Genomic DNA, 20604 nt, shown 5'->3' on the forward strand with positions numbered 1-20604 from the left:
TATTATCCTTTGAGTCCCGAGCCTGTTAGCGGCACGACGACACGATAGTTGTCGGGTTTTGCCGTACCGAAGATCTGCATGGCGCCGGCGAGAGCTGCGGCGCTTGTCGTTTCCACATAGATGCCTCGGCGTCCGAGCATTTCTTTGCACTTCACGATTTCTTCATCCTCAACGATGAGGACGTCACCGCCGCTGTTCGTGACGGCAGCGAGCATATCGTGCAAACGTTTGGGTGTTTCGATGCGAATCGATTCAGCAATTGTCTCCGTCTTCGGGTTTGCCGGTATCTTGTTGAACGCCTCGTAGAGCGGTGCACAGTTCTTGCTCTGCACGGGAACGAGGCGTGGCAGGCGGCCGATCTCGATGAAGCCGTAGTAAAGCCCTAAGAGCATCGTGCCGTTGCCGACGGGCAGGAAGATGTACTCGGGAACACTCTCACCGAGCTGTTCGTAGATCTCGTATGCCATCGCCTTCATGCCCTCGAAGAAGAGCGGATTGTATACATGCGAAGCATAGTAAGCGTCGCCGAGGTTTTCCTTGACCGCCTGACACGCATCCATGCGGCCGCCTTCAGTTTTAACGATTTTCGCGCCGTAGGCGGCAATTTGACGCAGTTTGTCGGGTGACGTCTCCTTTGGCACGTAGACTGTGCAGTCAATGCCTGCTGCTGCTGCGTGCGCGGCGATGGAGGCGCCGGCGTTGCCTGCCGAATCGAGCGCGATCTTCTCGATGCCGACGTGGTGGATCTCATTGATCAGCGTGTAGGCCCCGCGATCCTTGAAGGAGCCGGTCGGCAGAAGGTTCTCTGTCTTCAGCAGATACTCGATGCCGTCAATCTTGATACTCAGAAGATCGGTGTGCATGTGTCCGATCGTGACGTCATGCACCGTTTCTTCGTTTGCCGCCTTGTTCAGATGGAACATGCCGCCGCATTCGCAGCGGTAGTTCATCGAGCTGATGGGATATTTTTTTTTGCATTTTTCGCAGTAAAAATACACGGAGCATCCCGCCTTTCGTCATAGCATGTGATTTCCTTTTGTTCAGTATTTTGTCGTCATGAATATATTCGCTTTTTCCTGCGCATTTCCTTTTCTTATGTAAGTTTTCCTGCATTTCAATCAGAAATTTTAAGAGAAAAATAAGGACAGCTCTGTGTTTCTCCAGAGAAAATGTGGTTGGCAAAGGAGAAGAAATGATGTATGATAGCATGTGAGAGGTTTTTATGACCTTTGTTTTTACTGCAGGGACGGCTTTTTTGATATAAGAAGAACGAGGAGGGGAGGCCCTCTTTTTCTTTTTCGCCGGCCGTGCAAACGGCCTTCTTAGGAGAGGATTATGACAAACAAGATTTATGCGCTGGTCGGGCCGCACGCTTCGGGCAAGACGGTGCTGATCGGCAAACTTATGCAGATGGGGATTCATTACATTCCTTTATATACGACACGGAAGCCGGGAAAGATCGATTCCGATACGAGATTTTATCGCTTTGTCGGCAAGACGGAATTCTTCAAGCAGGAATTCATTGTGCACGTCACATATAAGGGAGACTATTATGGCGTTTTAAAAAAAGACGTTCTCTCGGCACTGCAAGAGCATAAGATCAGCCTTGTGATGTTGGAGGCGAATGGCGTCAAGCAGCTCGCGCGCCTTTTGAAAGAGAATTTCGAGACGATCTTCCTCATGGTTGACTATGTGACGCTCGTCGAGCGCATGATTCGTCTTGGACATAAGAACAGTGAAATAAAATATCATTTGGAATATGCGGAAAACAACAGTGAGTTTGACAACTGGAAGGACGCCACGCATGTCGTGAAGATCCGAAATGTGGCGAATCCAGGGGCGGCATTTGATCAGATCTTGGCAATCATGGGATTGATGCGCCTCCTGCCGCCGGAGAAGCTCAAGGAATGCGTGCAATAAAGGGGCAGCCTGCAAGGGCTGTTTCTTTATTTTGCAGAGAAATTTAGGCGACGGAAAATATTTCAAGATTTTTCAAAATATTATTGACAACTTATAGGAGATGTTTTATAATAAAAGTGCAGATGGAAGGAGGCATCCCTTGCGAAGATGTTTGCAGAAAGAGGAGAAACTTTAGTATGCAGACTAGCAAAAATAGCAGAAAAGCTTAAGGTAAATCGAAGGTTCAGGCATGAGGCGCATCGTGGAGGAGGAAGAGCGTATTCCGAGACCATGGTGAACAAGCTCACGGAGAGAATCCAAAGGGCGGCAAGCCGCTGCAGTATGGCGGCAGGAAGCGGAACGAATGTTCATGAAGGGTTGAGGGGCGCTTGCGGAACTGATGTAAGGCAAGACGCAAGTGCCGAAGAATCCACGGATGCAAGAATCCGTGCGTCGAGGCGGAAGCTCGTGCAGCTGCGAAGGACAATGCATGAGTTTGACGCAGAAGAAGAGCAGTTCCGATCAATTCCGAGTCCGAGTAGAAGAATCATGCGCAGGAAAAGCAGGGCGCATAATGCCGATACCGCTTGACTGTTGAAAGAGAGCGTGCTGAAGGGCGCGTTTCCATGTAGCAGGGCAAAGGCTTCATGGCTTCGGTGAAACTTGGGAAATCTGCGGGGGTCGACTTTCAAAAAGAGGCTTCGGACAAGACGTCCGAAGCCTCTTTTCTTAAGATTTGATGACTTGGTATAAGTCATACATATTCTTTTCGATAGCGATTTTTTTCTTATTCATAGGCTTTTCCGTCTGGAAATCACGGCCGCTGAAACGCACATATACATCATCAGCATGGGCGATGGCTCGAAACATGTCGAAAGCATATTCATCCATAGGTTCCTCATAGTATTCAACCACGGATATGGAATATGCGCCAAAGAGCCAAGAACTGATACCTGAAGAGTCGCTTTGGACATCTCGATGCGAGCGATGAGGATCATATTTAAGCTCGTATATATCTCCATCAACTCGTGCCGAAACCGTATCGAAGTTCAACCAATGAGTATCGCCCATTTGCATGCTGATTCCCTGGACATGGGTGTTGGTCTGGGTGTTTACGAACATGGCCACGAACGATATCCGGACGATGTTGGAATCGTTGTCTACCGTGATGGTGGGATAAAGCGTGATGGGATCGGCACTGACCTTTTTTGGCTCATAATAGGTTACGTTTCTTATGCTGTCTTTCGTTACTCTCACGTTCTTCGTGAGTCTTTTTATTTCCTCAGCTTTATCAGATTGCCACATAGGAGTGCGGATTGGTTGCTCTACTAAATAATCAGTTTGTATCGGAGCGGGAGCAGTGTTTTCAGAATGAATGGTTTTGAAAGGGCGGTGCTCTGATGCTTGTTTTGATCGGATCGGTTCACTCATTGGAACTGTGGGTTGGCTTTCCTGATTTGTGACATTATTTGCGTTTGCGTCGGGATCGGATGTAGTTTCTACGGAGGTCTGTTCTGTGGCAGACGCGTTGGATGTTATTTCGATATCGTTTGCTGGCAGAGGAGAACTTTCGGCGGAAGGTTTTTGTGTCGCTGCTTGGTTTTTGCCGACTTGTTCGCTTCTTGTTGAAGCGTGATCCGCTTGAGTTTGCTCTGACAATTTATGGTTAGGGTCCAGATTGATAACGGTTTCTGCTCCTGCTTCATGGATTGTCGAGCATAGCAGCAATCCTAAAGAAAATGCAAGTAGCCAGTGCGATTTTTTCATTTACTATCTCTCCCGTTTTATTCGTTGGCAGTTTTTTTGCTCCTTGATATGGTTGAATATATTTAATGCCCGCTTTTCTTGAATCTGCCGCCGACGATATCGTGGACGGCGTTGATGGTCACGAAGGCGCTCTCGTCGATGTCGAGGACGGTCTCCTTGAGTTTGTTGACTTCGAGGCGCGTGACGACGGAGTAGAGAACCTTTTTCTCCTCGCCCGTGTAACCGCCTTCGCCGTAGAGGAGAGTGACACCGCGTCCCAATCGCTCGGCGAGGGCGACATTGATTTTGTCCGGTTCGTTCGTGACGATCATGACGGCGTAGGATTCGTCGAGTCCTTGGACGACGACGTCGATCATCTTGGCGATGACAAAGTAGGCGACGAGCGAGTACATCGCCTTGTCCCAGCCAAAGAGGAGGCCGGCGCTCGACAGGATGAAGAGGTTGATGAACATGACGACTTCGCCGACGGAGAATACGGATTTCTTGTCGAGGATGATGGCGACGATCTCTGTGCCGTCGAGCGAGCCGCCCGAGCGAATGATGAGTCCGACGCCAAGGCCGACGATGATGCCGCCGAAGATGGCGGCGAGAAAGAGATCCTGCGTGACGGTCGGGAATGGCGCGAAGTAGGCCGACCAAAAAGAGAGCAGGAAGATGGCAGTCATGGTGGCGACGGCGAAGGCTTTGCCGATCTGCTTGTAGCCGATGTAGAGGAACGGGAGGTTGAAGAGGATGAGAAAGACGCCCAGAGGCTGTTCTGTGATGGCATGAGCCATGATGGAGAGGCCGACGACGCCGCCGTCGATGATGTTGTTCGGGATGAGGAAGATTTCAAGACCGACGGCCGTGATGACGGCACCGATGAAGATCATCACATATTTTTGCGTGAGGGCGAGCAGGCGCTTCTTGCGACTTTTCTTTTCTTTTTCCATAAAGCAGATCCTTTCGTACAGCCGGACGCTTCCTCAAGGAAGCGGATTCATTCAATGATGCTTTCATTATACGGAAAAAACAGGACTCGCGCAAATTTTATTTGACAACGGGTGTTTCCTGTGATAGAATCACTTATGTTGATTGCGAGAGCGGTCGGCTTGTGACTCAGTAGCTCAGTTGGATCAGAGTATTTGACTACGAATCAAAGGGTCGGGGGTTCGAGTCCCTCCTGGGTCACCATTTTGAAGTTTTGCGCTGGCAGTAGCTGGCGCTTTTTTTGTGTGCAAGAGCGCTCGTCGTTCAAAATGCTTTATGGAGCGACTTCATTCTAGCAGCGTTTCCTTAAAATTATGAAGATGCTTCATTTTCTGCTTTAAAAATGAAGGGGATTCATGTATAATAGGCAAAGAGAGTTGGAGTGTGCAGGAGACTCCTTGAGCGAGGAGGATTTGTATGGAAGAAGATAAGATCAGCCGCCGCGAGATGAAGAAGATTCAGTCGCGCAAGGCCATTCTCGATTCGGCGGCAAGCCTGTTTCAGAGTCGCGGGCTGGAAGATGTTGCGATTGCGGATATCATGAGCGGGGCGGATCTTGGCATCGGTACGTTTTACAATTACTTTGACTCCAAGGACGATGTCTTGATGGAACTTCTGGGACGCATCATGAAGGAACTGGGAGAAAGGGTGCGCGTCCTGTCTGAGGAGCGTAGGCCCGTGACGGAAATCCTGCGCGAGCTGCTTCTGGCCGCCGCCAGACTTCTTGGGCAGAATCGTTATGTGCTGCCGCTTTTCCTGCGCGCTGCACAGCAGGCGACCTTGCTGAAGCGCTCGGAGGCGAGCGTTTCGGCGCCGCCTTTCACGGTGCTTTTCACACGCTTGGTTGAGGAAGGCCAAGCGAATGGCGAGTTCCGCCATGACATCCCGACGGCGATCATCTCAGAACTTTTCCACTCGCTGTTTCAAGCAGCGGCGTTCAGTAAATTGGAAATTCCCTTCGAGGAGAATGTGCGCCTGAAGCTTGGATTGATTCTCGACGGCATGCGCGTGATTGAAAAGCAGGAAGAGCAAAAGGAATGAACGGGAGGATTTTTATTTCATGATCAGTGTAACGAAGCTTCTTTTTGCGCGCGAGTATTTCGGCGACTCGCTGCGCTATACGAAGAATGCGCATCGAATGAAAAACGGTGCGGCCGAGGGAATGGGCCCCGTCGTCGTCTGGAATTCGACGAAGACGTGCAACCTCAAGTGTCGCCATTGCTACATGAACTCGGACGCCAAGAAGTATCAGGATGAGCTGACGACAGAGGAGGCGCGGCGCTTCATCGACGACCTCGCTGACTTTCGCGTGCCCGTTTTGCTCTTTTCGGGCGGCGAACCGCTCCTTCGTCCCGACTTCTTCGAGCTTGCCGAGCACGCGGCGGCAAAGGGCGTGCGCCCGACGCTCTCGACGAACGGCACGCTCATTGACCGCGCGACGGCGCAGCGCATCAAGGACATCGGCGTGGGCTACGTCGGCATCTCGCTCGACGGTCTCAAGGACGTGAACGACAAGTTCCGTGGCAAGGAGGGCGCCTACGAGGCTGCCATGCGCGGCATAGAGAACTGCACGGCGGTCGGGCAGCGCGTGGGGCTTCGCTTCACGATCAACCATCACAACATCATGGAGCTCGACAAGATCTTCGATTTCATCGAGGAGGAGGGCATCAACCGCGTGTGCTTCTATCACCTCGTTTACTCGGGGCGCGGCAACGCGATGATGGAAGAGGATGTGACGGCACAGGAATCGCGCAGTGCCATGGATACGATCATCCGCCGCACGCGTGATTTCGAGGAGCGCGGTCTGGAAAAGGAGATCCTGACGGTTGACAATCACTGCGACGGCGTTTACATCTACTTGAAAACGCTCAGGGAAAAGGGCGAGGCGGCGGCCGAGCATGTGTGGAAGCACATTTCGATGAACGGCGGCAACCGTTCGGGCATCGCTTTCGGTGAGGTCGATCCCTTAGGCTACGTCCATCCCGATCAGTTCACGCAGCACCATACTTTCGGCAACGTGCGCGAGAGGAAGTTCGGCGAGATCTGGCAGGACACGTCGAACGCCATCATGGCGGGACTCAAGGATCGAAAGCCGCTCCTTAAGGGTCGATGTTCCTCGTGCCGCTACCTTTCGTGCTGCAACGGCAACTTCCGCACGCGCGCTGAGGCACGTACGGGCGATTTCTGGGCAAGCGATCCTTCGTGCTATCTGACGGACGAGGAGATTGGACTTGCGCGTGAGGAGGCGGCGATATGATCATCTCGTGGAACACGACGAATGCCTGCAACATGTACTGCAAGCACTGCTACCGCGATGCGGGCTGCAAGGCGGAGGAGGAGCTTTCGACGGCGGAAGCGAAGAAGCTCCTCGATGAGATCGCGCGTGCGGGCTTCAAGATCATGATTTTTTCGGGTGGCGAGCCTCTGACGCGTCCCGACATTCTGGAACTTGTAGAACATGCGACGAAGCTTGGCCTGCGCTCGGTCTTTGGCACAAACGGCACGCTGATCACGCCCGAGATGGCACGCGACTTGAAGGCGGCGGGCGCGATGGGCATGGGCATTTCGCTCGACTCGATGTCGCCTGCAAAGCATGATACGTTCCGCAGCTATCCGGGCGGCTGGGCGGGCGCTGTCGAAGGCATGAAGAATTGCCGCGCGGCGGGGCTGCCGTTTCAGATTCATACGACGGTCATGGACTGGAACGAAAAGGAGCTGGAGGCAATCACGGATTTCGCCGTGGAACTCGGCGCTGTGGCGCACCACTTCTTTTTCCTCGTGCCGACGGGACGCGCCGAGACGATCGAGGAGGAATCGCTTCGTGCCGAGGCGTATGAGAGCGTCCTGACGCGCATCATGAAAAAGTCGGAGGAAGTGGATATCGAATTGAAGCCGACGTGCGCGCCGCAGTTTTTGCGTATCGCGGGGCAGATGGGCATCAAGACGCGCTTTCGGCGAGGCTGCCTCGCAGGACTCAGCTACTGCATCATCAGTCCGCGCGGCAAGGTGCAGCCGTGCGCCTATCTCAACATGGAGCTTGGTGACGTGCGAAAGACGCCGTTCGACGAAATCTGGAAGAGCAGCGAGGTGCTGAACAAGCTGCGTACGCTCGAATATTCGGGCGGCTGCGGTACTTGCGACTACAAGCGTGCCTGCGGCGGCTGCCGTGCGCGTGCTGCCTACTACAACGATGGCGATTATATGGCGGAAGAGCCTTGGTGTCTTTACCACGGGCGCAAGGGATAGTATAATTAGATAGGCAGGGGCGACGGTGCGCCGGAAAGCGTGCCGCCGCCCTTTTTCGTGAGGCGGCGCTAGATGCTCAAACGGCGGATGTTTGTGCGTGCAGCCTGCAGCAATGGGGGTTGAAGAAAGGCGGCTTTTATGATCAAGCTGGTATTTTGCGATATGGACGGCACGCTTCTCGATGCGCAGGGAAATCTGCCTGAAGGACTCGGCGCTATCCTCGCCGAACTCAAGGCGCACGGCGTGATCTTTGCGCCTGCGAGCGGCAGGCAGTATGCGGCGCTTCTGCGTCACTTCCGACCATGGGCGACTGATCTCATCTTTTGTGCCGAAAACGGCTCCTACGTCGTGCGGCGCGGCGAGGAGCTTTTCTCTACGACGATCGCGCCCGCCCTGTGCAGGGAAATCGTGCGCCGCGCCGCCGCCGTCAAGGGCGCCTATACCGTCTGGTGCGGCAAGGAGTACGCCTATGTGACGGAGCGCAACGAGGATTTTTTTGCCGAGATGGAAAAATATTATACGGAATACAAGATGGTCGAAGATTTTTCTGACGTGCATGATGCGGCGATCAAGTTTTCTATATGTGATCCCGTGGAGGCGGATGCTGAGCGCACGATCTATCCTTCGCTGCAGGACTTGTCCGAGGAGCTGAAGGTCGTCGTCTCCTCGAACTATTGGGTGGACATCATGCAAAAAGATGTGAACAAGGGCGCCGCCGTGCGCCGCGTGCAGCAACTTCTGGGCATTCGCCCCGAAGAGTGCCTTGCCTTCGGCGACTATCTGAACGACGTCGAGATGCTCGGCGCGGTAGGCGGGAGCTACGCGATGGAGAATGCGCACCCGAAGGCGAAGGCGGCGGCGAAGCATATCGCGCCGCCCAACACGCAGCACGGCGTGCTGCGCATCCTGCGCCGGCTGCTCGATGAAGGAAAGATGTAGGGGGGAAGATCATGAAGCTCGACTATCATATGCATTTGGAATACGGCTCTTACGATGAAGCGTGGGTGGAAGGATTCTTTCGGGCGGCGGCGGCGCGCGGCGTGGCGGAGATCGGCTTTTCCGAGCACAGCCACACGTTTCCGGAGTTTGAATCGCTCTATTACGATGATCTCATCTTGGACGACTCCTTCGTCGGCAGTTTTCAGCAGAAGTGGCTGAAGAAGAACAAGTTCAAGTATACGCTCGAAGAATACTTCGCCTTCATGGCAAAACTCAAGGAAAAGCACGCTGTCAAGACGGGCATCGAGGTCTGCAACTTCCAAGATCAGACGGCTGTTGCCAAAATCCTCGGCAGCTGCGATTTTGACTATGTGATCGGCTCCGTTCACTTCATTCGCGGCTGGGCCTACGACTCGTCCGAGATAAAGGCGGAGTGGGATCGCATCGCGCTCTTTGACATCTACGAATGGTACACGCAGGAGATCGAGAAGCTCTGCGCCTCGAAGCTCTACGATGTGCTTGGGCATCCGTTCAACATCCGCCTCTTCCGCTACTTCCCCGACTTCGATGTCACGCCGTTCCTGGAACGTGCCGTGTGCGCGATGGAAAAGGCGCAGATGGCGGTCGACATCAACACGGGCACACTCTACCGCTATCCGGTTGCGGAGATCTCGCCTTACGAGGATTTCATGCGCCTAGCGGCGGCGCACAAACTGCCTGTCATCACGACTTCGGACGCGCACAAGCCCGAGGATGCGGGAGCGTACAATGACGAGGCCGTCGCCTACGCACGGCGCTTCGGCTACGAGACGACACTGCGCTTCACGAAGAGGGAGCGCGAGGTCGTGCCGCTCGGCTGATCGTTGCAGCCGCTCCTTTCACCTCTTGCCAGACATGCGGATTTTTCGTACAATATGGGGGAGAGATTTGTACGTTTGTTAAAGAGAAAAGGGGGAGTCGCCTTGAAAAACGCATGGGAGAAGTTCTGTTTCGCGGTCGTTGCCGTGCTTCTTTTTGCCGTCGTGCCGTGCCGCGCTCTTGCTGCGCCCGATGCGTCGGAAGAATGGTATTGGTTGGCATCGGATGCGAAGTACAGCAAGTATTTTGCGCCGAACGAAGTCACGGTCGTCAAGAGTCTCAATGTCGCAGGGTTGGAGCGTGCGATGCCGACGGTCATCCAAGGCTGGATAAAGACGAGCTTCAGCTATGAAGGCGCAAAGGAGACGATTGCGAACTACGGCATCAAGGATATCCTGCCCGATCCGGCTGCGCTTGCCTACAGCCTCGCACTCGTCGAGGTCAGTCCGCAGAATCGCACTTTCCGCTATCTGGAAGAGGACTTTTACGATGCGCAGGGAAACATCCTTTGGTCGAAGCGCACGCCTGGCTCGGAAAAGGAAATGAACTCGCAGCAGTATGATGAAATCTTTTATGCGGCAATCGTCGACAGCGTTTTCGGCATGGGCGAACTGGAGCGTCTGACGAGTTCGGATCGCTGGTATGAGCTTTGGAAAGAAAAGCGGTCGGACGGAGGCGAGGAGAGCGCCATGGCGGACACCTCGACGATGCGGCTCAAAGGGGAACTGCTCTTTTATTGGGAGTGGGTCACGAAAAAGGACGCCAAGGGAAATACGTTGGAGGTGCAGTTCCTCAAGCGCGCCTTTAACGTGCCGATGGGCACGGTAAGCACGAAGGATGGCAAGACTTGGACGCCGCAAGCGGGTTGGCAGGATCTGGAGGAGACAGATCTGACGTTTCACGGCATTCAGCAGGGCAGCAAGGAATATACGGGACTCCTGCGCCTGCGTACCTATACGGCGAAAAACCTCGCGTGGCTCTATCGCGCGAGCTTGGAGCCGAACGCCGAGCGGCGTCTCCAACGCGATGAGGAGTGAGGTGCGGGCATCACGCCGGGCATCTTTGTCATGGGGAGTGGCTCGCCCCGTAGGAAAGTCAACGAGCCGATGGACAAGGAAAGGAATTTTTGATGCATAACAAATACATCCGCAATTTCTCGATTATCGCGCACATCGACCATGGCAAGTCGACGCTTGCCGACCGCCTCATTGAAAGCACGGGCACTTTGACTGAGCGCGAGATGGAGGCGCAGGTGCTCGACAACATGGAGCTTGAGCGCGAGCGCGGCATTACGATCAAGGCGCAGACCGTGCGCCTGCACTATCGCGGCAAGGACGGCGAGGTCTATGAACTCAATCTCATCGACACGCCGGGTCACGTCGATTTCACATACGAGGTGTCGAGAAGCCTTGCAGCCTGCGAGGGAGCGCTTCTCGTCGTCGATGCGGCGCAGGGTGTCGAAGCGCAGACGCTCGCGAACGTCTACATGGCGCTGGAGCACGATCTCGAAATCATCCCTGTCATCAACAAGATCGATTTGCCGAGCGCCGATCCCGAGCGCGTCAAAGAGGAGATCGAGGAGGCGATCGGTCTCGACGCGTCCGAGGCAATCCTGACTTCGGCGAAGACGGGCGTAGGCATCGAGGAGATCTTGGACGCCATCGTCGAGCGCATCCCGCCGCCGAAGGGCGAGGATGATGCGCCGCTTCGCGCTTTGATCTTCGACTCGTACTTTGACTCGTACAAGGGCGCGATCGCGCATGTGCGCCTCATGGAAGGCCATATCAAGAAGGGCATGGAACTGAAGATGATGGCGACGGGCAAGACATTCGAGGTGACCGATGTCGGCTGCTTCCGTCCCGCGCCGGCAGAACTCGGCGAGCTTACAGCGGGCGAGGTCGGCTTTGTCGCGGGAAGTTTGAAGAACGTGCGCGACGTGCTCGTCGGCGATACTGTGACGAGCGCGAAAAATCCTGCGCCTGAGCCGCTGCCCGGCTATCGCGGTGTGACGCCGATGGTCTACTGCGGACTCTATCCCGTGGACAGCGCCGACTACGACAACTTGAAGGACGCGCTCGAAAAGCTGCAGCTCAATGACGCGGCGCTGATCTTCGAGCCAGAGACGTCGATCGCGCTTGGCTTCGGCTATCGCTGTGGCTTCTTGGGACTTCTGCACATGGACGTCATTCAGGAGCGGCTGGAGCGCGAGTACGGCATGAAGCTCATCACGACGGCGCCTTCCGTCATCTACCACGTCCACAAGACGAACGGGACGATGCTCAAGGTCGACAATCCGTCGAAGCTGCCGCCGCCGACGGAGATCGACTTCATCGAGGAGCCGTTCGTCAAGGCGACGGTCATCGTGCCGAAGGATTATGTCGGCCCCGTCATGGAAGTCTCACAGGAAAAGCGCGGTACATTCGAGAGCATGGACTACCTCGACACGAACCGCGTCATGATCATCTACCACATTCCTTTGAGCGAGATCATCTACGACTACTTCGATCGCTTGAAATCGACGACGCGCGGCTATGCTTCGCTCGACTACGAGCTTGCCGACTATCGTCAGTCGCGCCTCGTGAAACTCGACATCCTCTTGAACGGCGATCCCGTCGATGCATTGTCGACCATCGTCCACGCTGACCGCGCCGCGACGCGCGGCCGCCAGCTCGCGCAGAAGCTCAAGGAGATCATTCCACAGCAGATGTTCGAGATTCCGATCCAGGCGGCCGTCGGCAACAAGATCATCGCGCGAGAGAACGTGCGTGCCATGCGAAAAGACGTGCTTGCCAAGTGCTACGGCGGCGACATATCGAGAAAGCGCAAGCTGCTCGAAAAGCAGAAGGAAGGCAAGAAGCGCATGAAGGCGGTCGGCAGCGTCGAAGTGCCGCAGGAAGCCTTCATGGCGATCTTGAAGATCGACTGATTCCCGCGAGGTTCTGCGCTTCCTTTTATTGTGGGAATTGCCGAGCGAAGGGGAAAGCGAGAATTTGAAAGGAAAAGAGGCGGCAGGATGGGCGATTTCGGCGTGTATGTCCATATTCCCTTCTGCCGCCGCAAGTGCTTTTATTGTGACTTTCCTTCATACGCAGGAGAAGAGCGATGGATGAGTCGCTACCGAGAAGCCCTGTGCCGCGAGATTGCGGCGCAGGGCTGTCGCTGTCTGCAGGAAGGGGCAGTGCGTACCGTCTACATCGGCGGCGGCACGCCGACGGCGCTCCTCGCAGACGACCTTCTCGCCGTCATCTGCGCCGTGAGAGAGAGTTTTCATCTGACGGGCGCGGAAGAGTTCACGGTCGAGGTGAATCCCGGCACGGTCGATGTACAGCTTCTCGAACGATTGCGCGAAGCAGGCGTCAACCGTCTGAGCTTCGGGGTGCAGTCGTTCTCCGACGCGCTGCTTTCTGCCATCGGACGCATTCATACGGCTCGAGAGGCGGAGGATGCCGTGCGCATGGCGCAGAAGGCGGACTTTCGCGTGAGTCTTGACCTTATGTACGGACTGCCTGGACAGACGCTTGCCGATCTTAAGGATAGTGTGGCGCGAGCCGCTGCGCTTGGCATTGGTCACATCTCCGCCTATGGACTTGCCGTCGAGGACGGCACGCCGTTCGCCCGCATGGAAGAGGCGGGGCAGCTTCATCTGCCGACGGATGACGAGTGCGGCGATATGTACGACTACATCACGGCAGAACTGCCGCGCCTTGGCTATCGTCGCTATGAGATCTCGAATTACGCGAAGGCGGGAGAAGAGAGCCGCCACAACCTCGCCTACTGGCAGGACGTGCCCTACATCGGCCTCGGTGCAGCAGCGCACTCGTATTGGCACGGACGGCGCATGGAGAATGAGCAGGATCTCCGCCGATACATCGCGTGCATCGAAGGAGGCCTGTCGCCTGCGAGGGAAGAAGAGCCTTGCTCGCGCGAAAACCATATTGAAGAATTCGCCTTCCTCGCGCTTCGCACGGCCGACGGGCTGGCTAAAGGTCGCTTTCGCAGCACTTTCGGCTGTGATGTGCACGAGGTCTACGGTGAAGTGATCGCGCGATTGCAGGCGGCGGGGCTTGTTGAAGAAACGGTGGAAAGCATACGGTTGACAGCGCAGGGCATGAAGTTCGGCAACCGCGTCTTTGAAGCATTCTTGTTGGAGAGGGATGAAACTTATGGGGAAGAATAAGTTGGAGCGGAAAAGAGAAAAGGTTCTGATCTTCGGCTTAGACAGCGATTGGATTGCGAAAGAAACGGCTCTTAGAAGGGATTTTGAGATTCTTGCGATTATCGATGAATCATCTGAGAATATTGGAAAACAATACGATGAGATAAGGATCATATCCCTACAGGAAATTACAGGATATGCCTATGACACTATATTGATTACTGTCTATGGCAATATAGCAGCCAAAATTGAAGCTTGTATCACAGCGGGAGGAGATCCTGCTGCTATTCGACTTTGCTACCCGAAGGGGTGCAATGTGTGGAAAAAGCAAGTCATCGAGGAAGAAAATAAAAGATTGATTGCTAATTTTGATCGAGTAAGGTTCTATTTGTTCCATGGCACAGATTTCTATATTTTAGAAGAAATTTTTTTACGAAATTGCTATGGTTTTTTATCGAATATAGATAAAGAAGCGATTGTCATCGACATCGGTATGAATGTAGGATATGCATCCTTGTTTTTTGCGTCTCAGGATTTTGTGAAGAAAGTGTATGCTTATGAACCGTTTCGTGATACCTATATTGATGCCTTAGAGAATTTTTCTATTAATGATACGGAAATACGGGAGAAGATTGTACCACATAATTTTGCACTAAGCAATTATGACGGTGAGATGGAACTGCACTTTGATAGGACGCAGCCAGGCGATATGAATATACTTGAAGATAACATACATCTGGATGGTGCTAAGACAACGGTTTTGGTCAAACGTGCCTCAGAAATGTTGAAAGATATCTTGCAGAAGAATCAAGACAAAATGATTATCGTAAAGATGGATACGGAAGGATCGGAATATGATATTGCTGAGGATTTGGAGAAAGCGGACTTATTTAGATATGTAGATGTTCTGCTTGGGGAGACGCATTTTGACCACGAGCAAGAGTTGTTGGATCGGCTGCAGCGCAGTGGCTTTTTTTGCTTCTCGCCGTATCACGGGCATGGAAATGGTATGGTCTATGCTGTTCGTTATAGGTCCAGAAAAGGTTTAAGGGAAAATGGTTGTAGCTTCGAAGAGCGGAGTGGTTTGGAAAAAGGAGTTTATAATAGGCAAAACTCTTTTGAAAAGAAACCGAAAATATCCATCGTCCTGCCTGTCTATAACGGCGAACGCTACCTTCGAGAATCTCTCGACAGCATTTTGGCGCAGACGATGACGGATTTCGAGCTCATCGCCGTGGACGATTGCTCGACGGATGCGACATCTGTGATCCTTGCCGAATATGCCGTGCGCGATTCGCGTATCCGTATCATACGCAATGGAGAGAATCAGAAACTGCCACGTTCTCTCAACATTGGCTTTGCTGAAGCGCGAGGTGAATATCTGACATGGACGTCGGATGACAATGTCTATTTGCCGGAAGCTTTCGTACGCATGGCGGATTATCTTGATCGTTTTCCCGATACGATGATGGTGAATGCCTCTGTGGATATGATGGATGAGGAAGGTAATGTAGAGCACAGCGAAGGTGACCGATTCGATGCTGAATTCCTGCTTTCATTTTATGAAAATCGAATTGGAGCGTGCTTTCTCTATCGCAGAACCGTTCTGGAAGAAATTGGCGGCTATGATCCAGAGATGTTTTTGATCGAAGATCACGAATATTGGCTGCGCATCATGCTGCAGTATGGACGGATCGGGCATATCAAGGAAGTTCTTTATCACTATCGCCAACACGCGAAAAGCTTGACGGCGACACGTAAAAATGAAGTTATCAAACAAGCGTTCAAGGCGCGTCGCAAACATTTACGAGGTATCTTGTCGCATGTGATCGAGTATCGTGCTTTGGCCGTGCTTCTTTTTTGCCATGGATTTGCCACGAATGAATGGCGGGAAGAGGATAAGGCGATTTTTTACGAATATTTGCCGGAGCTTCGTCGTATTGCGTTTCTTACAGGTCAGAAACCTCTTGTTGTTTATGCTGGAGATGAGCAGTATGCTCGCCTCGCTGTGCAGCAAAATGGTGGAAATGTTTCCTTTATCGCTGTGAAAGATAAACCAGAACAAGATGAACAATGGGCGGGTGTTCCTCTGATTGCAGGAGAAGAACTGATGAAACGAAAGGATGCATATGAGGTTACGGTAGCCTCTTCGGTAGCGGATCTCTATGCAGCACTGGAGGATTTGGGGCGCTGGGGCGTGGAGATGTGCGGCATCGTACTGGCTTAAGCCTTTCTTCTATGATTACGATAAATAAGAAAAGAAAGGAGCGATTCCGATGGATATGAGCATAGCGGCGATGTCGGTCAATCTAAGCCAGGCACGCTTCTCGCAGCAGTTCGGCATCTCCGTTATGAAGATGGCGATGGATACGACGGAAGAAGCTGTGGGCGAGATGTTGAAAAGCCTCGACCCTGCGGTCGGCAACAATATTGATATTGCAGTATGAAAGAAGGGCTGTCGCACAAAATGTGCGACAGCCCTTTTTTCTGGACTCGATCGGTTGACAGCGCAAGCCTGTGCAAGAGAAAGAAGCGCAAATTACACGCACAAACATCCACTTTGTGGACATTGTGCGTCGCCCTTACAGAAGTCTAGCCAATCGGTCTGCGCCTTCGGCTTGACCTCTTGGGACTTCATCGTAAACTTTCAGGACATATGTTCCGCCGTCGCGCGAAACGGCATGATTGCTTTTGCGCTCGTTTCCTGCAACAGTTTCATCAAAGTGGCGCGCTGTACATATGTCCTCACGCCTTAATGAAAGTTACCCAATCAGTCAGCGCCCTTTGGGCTTGACTTCTTGGACTTTCATAGTAAAACTTTTTTGCGAAAGACAAAAAAGATGTTGACTTTTTGACTTTTATCGTGTATATTCTAGTCATGGGTTAGCACTCAAGGCGATTGAGTGCTAACAGCATGAACTACACGCACAAACGTCCACTTTGTGGACATTGTGCGCCGCCCTTAATGAAAGTTAGCCAATCGGCCTGCGCCCTTCGGGCTTGGCTTCTTGGACTTTCATAGTAAACTACACGCACAAACGTCCACTTTGTGGACAAAAGTGCGCCGCCCTTAATGAAAGTTAGCCAATCAGCCTGTGCTTTGGCTTGGCTTCTTGGACTTTCATAGTAGACCTTATCAGAGGGGGTGTGAAGATGCTTGATGAAAGGAAGCAGCGCATCCTGCAGGCGGTAGTCGATGACTACATCTCGTCGGCGGAGCCTGTCGGCTCGCGCACTGTGGCGCGGCGTCATGATTTCGGCGTTAGTTCGGCGACGATCCGCAACGAGATGGCGGACCTTGAGGATATGGGCTACTTGGAGCATTTGCACACGTCCTCGGGGCGCATTCCTTCGTCGAAAGGGTATCGCCTCTATGTGGACGATCTGCTCTCGCCCGCACCGATTGACGAGCGCGAGAGGGTGTTGATCGACCACTGGTATCGAAAGCGCGTCAAGCGCGTCGAGAGCGTCTTTCAAGAAACGGCGAAGATCGTTTCGCGGCTGACGAAGAATCTCGCGCTCGTCTTGGCACCGCAGTTGGATGAGGCGGCTTTTCGCACGCTGCAGTTCGTGCCGCTGAGCGAAGGGCGCGTCATCGCCGTCTTGATGACGGACGCGGGCTTCGTGGAGAACCGCGTCGTCGAGATGCCGAAGGGGGCGAGTTTCGAGGATTTTCAGCGCATGGCGGAGGTCATCAACCGATGTCTGTCGGGCGAGAAGCTTTCCTCCATCGGCACGGCCGCTTTGAAGCGCATACGCGCCGAAGTCATGGACGAGTCACTTTATCGGGCGGCAATGGACCTGATTTACGAAGCGCTCGACGAAGAGCGCAAGGAGCAGCGGCTCTATCTGGGCGGCACGACAGAGATGCTTGCGCAGCCGGAGTTTCGCGATGTGACGCGCGTGCGTGCGCTCCTCTCACTGCTCGAAGAAGAGAACTTCGTCAAAGACGTTCTGCAGAAGAAATCGCAGGAGGGGCTCGTCGTCACGATCGGCCGTGAGAATGAGTACAGCGGTATTGAGGATTGCAGCATCATTCGCGCGACGTACCACTTGGATGGCGAGTGCTTGGGCACGATCGCCGTCTTAGGGCCGACGCGCATGGAGTACGGCAAGGCGATGGCGCTCTTAGGTTATCTGAACCGCCATATCGCTGCGCTCGTGCAGCCTTTCCGCTGGTAGCGGCATAGCATGAAATACGAGGTGAAGGGAATGCCATCATTCATGAAGGATGAGTTGAAGAAGAAGGACGAGGAAAAGCTCGAAGAGATGAAGCGCGAGATCGACGAGGCGGAAGCTGCAGAAGAAGAGGACGCTGCGGAAGAAGCGGCGAGAGATGTCCGCGAGGAGACTGCCGAAGGAAGCCGTGAAGGTACCGAGGAGGCAGAAAATGGCGCAGACGATCCTGTGAAGCGTGCGGAAAAGCTTGAAGCCGATCTGGCAGAAAAGGATGCACAGATGCTGCGACTGCGTGCGGACTTCGACAATTTCCGCCGTCGTTCGGTGAAGGAGCGCGAAGAGCTTGCCGCCGTCGTCACGCAGGGCATCCTCACGGATATGCTGCCACTTCTCGACAACTTCGAGCGTGCGCTTTTAGCCGAAGGCTCTGATCTCGACAGCTTCCGCGCAGGCGTTTCCATGATCTACAAGCAGATGCAGGAAGCGCTCGCGAAGAATGGCTTGGAGGTCATCGATACGAAGGACAAGAAGTTCGATCCGAACTTCCATCAGGCGGTCATGCGCGTGCAAGATCCCGAGAAGGAGGACGATACGATCGAGCAGGAACTGCAGAAGGGCTACATGGTAAAGGGGCGCGTCATACGCCCAAGCATGGTGCAGGTCGTTTCAAATTAAGTCAAATAGAGGAAACTCTTTTTATAGATATAAACATTTAGGAGGAATTCATCATGGCAAAAGCAATTGGCATCGATTTAGGTACCACGAACTCCGTCGTCTCCGTCATGGAGGGCGGCAAGCCCGTTGTCATCACGAACCCGGAGGGCAGCCGCCTGACGCCGTCCGTCGTTGGCTTCACGAAGACGGGTGAACGTCTCATCGGTCAGCTCGCCAAGCGCCAGGCTGTATCGAACCCCGACCGCACGATCGCGTCGATCAAGCGTCACATGGGCGAGAAGGACTACAAGGTTTCCATCGACGGCAAGGACTACACGCCGCCTGAGATTTCGGCAATGATCCTGCAGAAACTCAAGGCGGATGCAGAAGCCTACCTCGGCGAGACGGTGACGCAGGCGGTCATCACGGTGCCGGCGTACTTCAACGACAGCCAGCGCCAGGCGACGAAGGACGCGGGCAAGATCGCGGGTCTCGACGTCCTGCGCATCGTCAACGAGCCGACGGCGGCTTCGCTGGCCTATGGTGTCGACAAGGGCGGCGAGCATACGGTTCTCGTCTTTGACTTGGGCGGCGGCACGTTCGATGTCTCGATCCTCGAACTCAGCGAGGGTATGGTCGAGGTCAAGGCGACGAGCGGTGACACGCACTTGGGCGGCGACGACTTCGACCACGCCGTCATGAACTGGATGGTCGAGGAGTTCAAGAAGGAGAATGGCATCGACCTCTCCGCCGACAAGATGAGCGCACAGCGCCTGTTGGAAGCGGCGGAAAAGGCGAAGATCGAGCTTTCGAGCATGATGGAGACGCCGATCAATCTGCCGTTCATCACGGCGGACGCCACGGGTCCGAAGCATCTCGACCTAAAGCTCACGCGTGCCAAGTTTGATGAGCTTACGCATGATCTCGTCGAGCGCACGATGGGGCCGACGCGTCAGGCGATGTCGGATGCGGGTCTTTCGCCTTCGGATATCGACAAGGTGCTTCTCGTCGGCGGTTCGTCGCGCATCCCTGCCGTGCAGGAGGCCATCAAGGGCTACTTCGGCAAGGAGCCGGATCGCAGCGTAAACCCGGACGAGTGCGTTTCCATCGGTGCGGCGATTCAGGCCGGCATCATCGTCGGTGAGGTCAAGGATATGCTGCTCCTCGACGTCACGCCGCTCTCTCTGGGCATTGAGACCTTGGGCGGCGTTTCGACGAAGCTCATCGAGCGCAATACGACGATTCCTGTGCGGAAGAGCCAGATCTTCTCGACGGCAGCGGACAACCAGCCGTCGGTTGACATCCACGTCCTGCAGGGCGAGCGCGAGATGGCTGCGGGCAACAAGACGCTCGGACGCTTCGAACTTTCCGACATCCCGCCGGCGCCGCGCGGCGTTCCCCGCATCGAGGTTGCTTTTGACATCGATGCGAACGGCATCGTGCACGTCTCCGCAAAGGATCTCGGCACGGGCAAGGAGCAGAAGATCACGATCCAGTCCGACAGCGGCATGAGCAAGGATGACATCGACCGCATGGTTAAGGAAGCTCAGGCGCATGAGGCCGAGGACAAGAAGCAGAAGGAGACCGTGGAGGTCAGAAACCGTGCTGATTCGGCTGTCTATCAGGCGGAGAAGGCGATCAAGGATCTCGGCGACAAGGTCGACAAGGCGAAGGCGGACGAAGTGCAGGCGGCGGCCGACAAGGTCAAAGAAGCACTGAAGGGCACGGACACGGACGCCATCAAGAAGGCGACGGAAGAGCTGGAAAAGCCGCTCTATGAGATGAGCGCGGCGGCGTACCAGCAGGCGGGAGGCCCTGAGGCTGCAGCAGGCGCGGGTGCAGCTCCTGGTGCAGGTGCTGCGGATACGGGCGCGAAGAGCGAGGACGACAACGTCGTCGACGCCGAGTACACGGAAGTTAAGGACGACAAGAAATAA

18 protein-coding genes and 1 tRNA gene are annotated in these 20604 nt (G+C 54.3%); 16 read left to right on the forward strand and 3 right to left on the reverse strand.

Going from position 1 to position 20604, the window contains the following annotated elements; all coding sequences use genetic code 11:
• Positions 1-2: 2 nt before the first annotated feature.
• On the reverse strand, positions 3-998 hold the full coding sequence (locus RWS31_RS00415; protein ID WP_314595222.1) for a pyridoxal-phosphate dependent enzyme: 996 nt from the start codon (positions 996-998) through the stop codon (positions 3-5).
• A 337-nt stretch (positions 999-1335) separates the two neighbouring features.
• Here RWS31_RS00415 and RWS31_RS00420 point away from each other — a divergent pair, with 337 nt between their 5' ends.
• On the forward strand, positions 1336-1920 hold the full coding sequence (locus RWS31_RS00420; protein ID WP_314595224.1) for a guanylate kinase: 585 nt from the start codon (positions 1336-1338) through the stop codon (positions 1918-1920).
• 708 nt (positions 1921-2628) lie between these two features.
• On the opposite strand, the gene RWS31_RS00425 is transcribed toward RWS31_RS00420, so the two are convergent.
• The gene (locus tag RWS31_RS00425) at positions 2629-3666 is read right to left on the reverse strand and encodes a hypothetical protein (RefSeq protein ID WP_314595226.1); all 1038 of its coding nucleotides are present in this window, start codon (positions 3664-3666) and stop codon (positions 2629-2631) included.
• Between RWS31_RS00425 and RWS31_RS11010 the strand changes: the two genes are divergently transcribed.
• Positions 3652-3732, forward strand: coding sequence for a hypothetical protein (locus RWS31_RS11010; protein ID WP_399553722.1), 81 nt, complete (start codon positions 3652-3654; stop codon positions 3730-3732). The two genes, RWS31_RS00425 and RWS31_RS11010, sit on opposite strands and share 15 nt — an antisense overlap.
• Here RWS31_RS11010 and RWS31_RS00430 read toward each other — a convergent pair.
• Positions 3729-4598 carry a YitT family protein gene (locus RWS31_RS00430; RefSeq protein WP_314595228.1) on the reverse strand — a complete coding sequence of 290 codons (870 nt, stop codon included), beginning with the start codon at positions 4596-4598 and terminating at the stop codon, positions 3729-3731. The genes RWS31_RS11010 and RWS31_RS00430 overlap by 4 nt on opposite strands.
• 163 nt (positions 4599-4761) lie before the next feature.
• Here RWS31_RS00430 and RWS31_RS00435 point away from each other — a divergent pair.
• The 14 genes from RWS31_RS00435 (at position 4762) to dnaK (ending at position 20604) form a co-directional block, all read left to right on the forward strand.
• Positions 4762-4839 (forward strand) — tRNA-Arg (locus RWS31_RS00435).
• A gap of 213 nt (positions 4840-5052) precedes the next feature.
• Positions 5053-5676 carry a TetR/AcrR family transcriptional regulator gene (locus tag RWS31_RS00440; protein WP_009645231.1) on the forward strand — a complete coding sequence of 208 codons (624 nt, stop codon included), beginning with the start codon at positions 5053-5055 and terminating at the stop codon, positions 5674-5676.
• Positions 5677-5695: 19 nt separating this feature from the next.
• Positions 5696-6892, forward strand: a complete 1197-nt coding sequence (gene nirJ1, locus RWS31_RS00445) for a putative heme d1 biosynthesis radical SAM protein NirJ1 (protein ID WP_314595230.1) — start codon at positions 5696-5698, stop codon at positions 6890-6892.
• Positions 6889-7881, forward strand: a complete 993-nt coding sequence (gene nirJ2, locus RWS31_RS00450; RefSeq protein ID WP_006191181.1) for a putative heme d1 biosynthesis radical SAM protein NirJ2 — start codon at positions 6889-6891, stop codon at positions 7879-7881. Before nirJ1 ends, nirJ2 begins: the two co-directional genes overlap by 4 nt.
• A 138-nt stretch (positions 7882-8019) precedes the next feature.
• Positions 8020-8820 (forward strand): HAD family hydrolase, encoded by an 801-nt coding sequence (locus tag RWS31_RS00455; protein WP_314595232.1) that lies wholly within the window; start codon positions 8020-8022, stop codon positions 8818-8820.
• A gap of 11 nt (positions 8821-8831) precedes the next feature.
• Positions 8832-9680, forward strand: a complete 849-nt coding sequence (locus tag RWS31_RS00460; protein ID WP_314595235.1) for a histidinol-phosphatase — start codon at positions 8832-8834, stop codon at positions 9678-9680.
• Positions 9681-9782: 102 nt separating this feature from the next.
• The gene (locus tag RWS31_RS00465; RefSeq protein WP_314595236.1) at positions 9783-10715 is read left to right on the forward strand and encodes a hypothetical protein; all 933 of its coding nucleotides are present in this window, start codon (positions 9783-9785) and stop codon (positions 10713-10715) included.
• Between the two features lie 92 nt (positions 10716-10807).
• Positions 10808-12604 (forward strand): translation elongation factor 4, encoded by a 1797-nt coding sequence (gene lepA / locus RWS31_RS00470; RefSeq protein WP_314595693.1) that lies wholly within the window; start codon positions 10808-10810, stop codon positions 12602-12604.
• Between the two features lie 87 nt (positions 12605-12691).
• Positions 12692-13855, forward strand: a complete 1164-nt coding sequence (gene hemW, locus RWS31_RS00475; protein WP_314595237.1) for a radical SAM family heme chaperone HemW — start codon at positions 12692-12694, stop codon at positions 13853-13855.
• Positions 13842-16061, forward strand: coding sequence for an FkbM family methyltransferase (locus RWS31_RS00480; RefSeq protein ID WP_314595239.1), 2220 nt, complete (start codon positions 13842-13844; stop codon positions 16059-16061). Before hemW ends, RWS31_RS00480 begins: the two co-directional genes overlap by 14 nt.
• Positions 16062-16110: 49 nt before the next feature.
• Positions 16111-16281, forward strand: coding sequence for a YjfB family protein (locus RWS31_RS00485; RefSeq protein ID WP_314595241.1), 171 nt, complete (start codon positions 16111-16113; stop codon positions 16279-16281).
• Between the two features lie 706 nt (positions 16282-16987).
• Positions 16988-18016: a heat-inducible transcriptional repressor HrcA gene (gene hrcA, locus RWS31_RS00490; RefSeq protein WP_314595243.1), complete on the forward strand. Its 1029-nt coding sequence runs from the start codon at positions 16988-16990 to the stop codon at positions 18014-18016.
• A 30-nt stretch (positions 18017-18046) separates the two neighbouring features.
• Positions 18047-18688: a nucleotide exchange factor GrpE gene (grpE, locus tag RWS31_RS00495; protein WP_314595244.1), complete on the forward strand. Its 642-nt coding sequence runs from the start codon at positions 18047-18049 to the stop codon at positions 18686-18688.
• A gap of 53 nt (positions 18689-18741) precedes the next feature.
• Positions 18742-20604, forward strand: coding sequence for a molecular chaperone DnaK (gene dnaK, locus RWS31_RS00500; protein WP_314595246.1), 1863 nt, complete (start codon positions 18742-18744; stop codon positions 20602-20604).

It is taken from the genome of uncultured Selenomonas sp. (assembly GCF_963528755.1).
In the GTDB taxonomy this organism is placed as follows: domain Bacteria; phylum Bacillota; class Negativicutes; order Selenomonadales; family Selenomonadaceae; genus Selenomonas.

Coding starts and splice junctions, on each gene's coding strand:
- RWS31_RS00460 (WP_314595235.1), top strand. CDS start 8,832: ATGAAGCTCGACTATCATATGCATTTGGAATACGGCTCTTACGATGAA.
- RWS31_RS00425 (WP_314595226.1), bottom strand. CDS start 3,666: ATGAAAAAATCGCACTGGCTACTTGCATTTTCTTTAGGATTGCTGCTA.
- RWS31_RS00455 (WP_314595232.1), top strand. CDS start 8,020: ATGATCAAGCTGGTATTTTGCGATATGGACGGCACGCTTCTCGATGCG.
- RWS31_RS00440 (WP_009645231.1), top strand. CDS start 5,053: ATGGAAGAAGATAAGATCAGCCGCCGCGAGATGAAGAAGATTCAGTCG.
- nirJ1 (WP_314595230.1), top strand. CDS start 5,696: ATGATCAGTGTAACGAAGCTTCTTTTTGCGCGCGAGTATTTCGGCGAC.
- hemW (WP_314595237.1), top strand. CDS start 12,692: ATGGGCGATTTCGGCGTGTATGTCCATATTCCCTTCTGCCGCCGCAAG.
- RWS31_RS00430 (WP_314595228.1), bottom strand. CDS start 4,598: ATGGAAAAAGAAAAGAAAAGTCGCAAGAAGCGCCTGCTCGCCCTCACG.
- lepA (WP_314595693.1), top strand. CDS start 10,808: ATGCATAACAAATACATCCGCAATTTCTCGATTATCGCGCACATCGAC.
- grpE (WP_314595244.1), top strand. CDS start 18,047: ATGCCATCATTCATGAAGGATGAGTTGAAGAAGAAGGACGAGGAAAAG.
- hrcA (WP_314595243.1), top strand. CDS start 16,988: ATGCTTGATGAAAGGAAGCAGCGCATCCTGCAGGCGGTAGTCGATGAC.
- RWS31_RS00480 (WP_314595239.1), top strand. CDS start 13,842: ATGGGGAAGAATAAGTTGGAGCGGAAAAGAGAAAAGGTTCTGATCTTC.
- dnaK (WP_314595246.1), top strand. CDS start 18,742: ATGGCAAAAGCAATTGGCATCGATTTAGGTACCACGAACTCCGTCGTC.
- RWS31_RS00420 (WP_314595224.1), top strand. CDS start 1,336: ATGACAAACAAGATTTATGCGCTGGTCGGGCCGCACGCTTCGGGCAAG.
- nirJ2 (WP_006191181.1), top strand. CDS start 6,889: ATGATCATCTCGTGGAACACGACGAATGCCTGCAACATGTACTGCAAG.
- RWS31_RS00485 (WP_314595241.1), top strand. CDS start 16,111: ATGGATATGAGCATAGCGGCGATGTCGGTCAATCTAAGCCAGGCACGC.